2 protein-coding genes are annotated in these 1,467 nt (G+C 71.0%); both read left to right on the top strand.

Going from position 1 to position 1,467, the window contains the following annotated elements; translation table 11 throughout:
* The first annotated feature begins 135 nt into the window (after window positions 1-135).
* Window positions 136-492, top strand: a complete 357-nt coding sequence (locus E1264_RS42555) for a hypothetical protein (RefSeq protein ID WP_132183242.1) — start codon at window positions 136-138, stop codon at window positions 490-492.
* Window positions 474-1,346, top strand: coding sequence for a hypothetical protein (locus tag E1264_RS42550; RefSeq protein ID WP_132183240.1), 873 nt, complete (start codon window positions 474-476; stop codon window positions 1,344-1,346). Before E1264_RS42555 ends, E1264_RS42550 begins: the two co-directional genes overlap by 19 nt.
* The last annotated feature ends 121 nt before the right edge of the window (window positions 1,347-1,467 follow it).

Below are 1,467 nucleotides of genomic sequence, written 5' to 3'. Positions count from 1 at the left end.
GCAGCGCAGCTACCTCGACTACGTCGACCGGCCCGCCGCGATCACCGATGTGCGGGGCAACGACCCGAACGAGATGGCCCTGCTTCTCTGGCGCATCCAGCGCGCCGAGGCGGGCCTGGACGAGGGGCAGTGACCGTGGCCGCGCAGACGCCGCCGCGCGTCCCGGACGGCATCACGCACTGGTACGGCGACTCCACCGGTTCCTGGTGGGCGATCGTGCCGGGCCGGGACGGAGCGCGCCTGGTCGAGGCGGACACCCGGGAGCGCCTCGCCGAGAAGGTCGGATGGGACCTCCGGCGCTCGGCGAGCGCGCAGAACCGGGACGACCCCCAGGCTCGGCCGGAGCGCGCGGTCCGGCCCGCCCCCGTCAGCGCCCCTTGGCCCAGCCCCGATCCAGGCCCGGCCGCGCCATCACGTTCCGCCCTCGCGCCGCCGTCGGCGGCACGGCGGCCCTACCCATTGAGAGACCCCTCGTGCTGCTCACCGCGATGACCCTGAACTTCCAGTACGGAGGCCGGTCGGACACGCGCGGCCGTCCCGAGAACCGGTGGCCTGCCCTGGTCGACATCGTCAAGAAGGTCAGCCCCGACCTCCTCTTCGGGCAAGAGGCGCACGGCTGGATGACCGATCCGCGTCTGCAGGCCGAAGCCGAGGACTCCCTGGGGATGCTCGCCAAGGTCGCCCCGTCCAAGTCCGGGGCGCACACCGTGATCATGTACCGCCCCGAGGTCCTGGAGTGGAAGCACTGGGAGACCAAGTACGGCTTCGAGGAGAGCAGGCACGGCTTCGGCGTCGCCGTCTTCGACATCACCGCCGACCCGAAGGTGACGGTGCCGCTCACCGCCATCTCCGCGCACCTGCACCCCAGCAGCCTGCTGAGGGCCGCCATGGAGGCGGATGTGCTGGTCGAGCGCATCTACCGGTACGGCGGGATGGGCATCATCGGAGGCGACATCAACTACCAGGGCATCGACGACGACGATCCGGACTGGGAGAAGGCCGCGCCCTACTTCCGCGCCGCACGCTGCCACCGCCGTTCCGGCCCGGACGTCCCGTGGCTGGGGAACACCCTCGTCGCGCAAACGCTCAGCGACGGTGACCTGTACGACGTCGCCAACCTCATCGCCACGCGCCTGGACGACCCCGAGGCCGACAGGGAGCTGTTCGCCCCCACCGGCCACCACGGCGGCATCCGCAACGACCAGTTCTGGATCACCGACAACATGCGCGACGCCGTCCTCGGCTACTGCCGCGTCCCCACCGGGGACGCGGGCGACCATGACGCAGTCGTCACCACCTACGAGACCACAGCCCTCCACGACGTGGAGTACCTCGAATGGGCGTGACCCACGAGGACGGCCGGGCCGACGGGCCGGACGAGAGGCTGCTGCAGCTCCTCTACTACTCCAGCTGGTTCATGCCGGCGTGGACCATGCCCATGTGGCGCAACTGCCCTGGCGCCCGGCC

The organism is Actinomadura sp. KC216 (genome assembly GCF_004348535.1).
Classification (GTDB): domain Bacteria; phylum Actinomycetota; class Actinomycetes; order Streptosporangiales; family Streptosporangiaceae; genus Spirillospora.
Note: the sequence above shows the minus strand (reverse complement) of the source record. Positions and strands in the feature narration are given on the sequence as shown.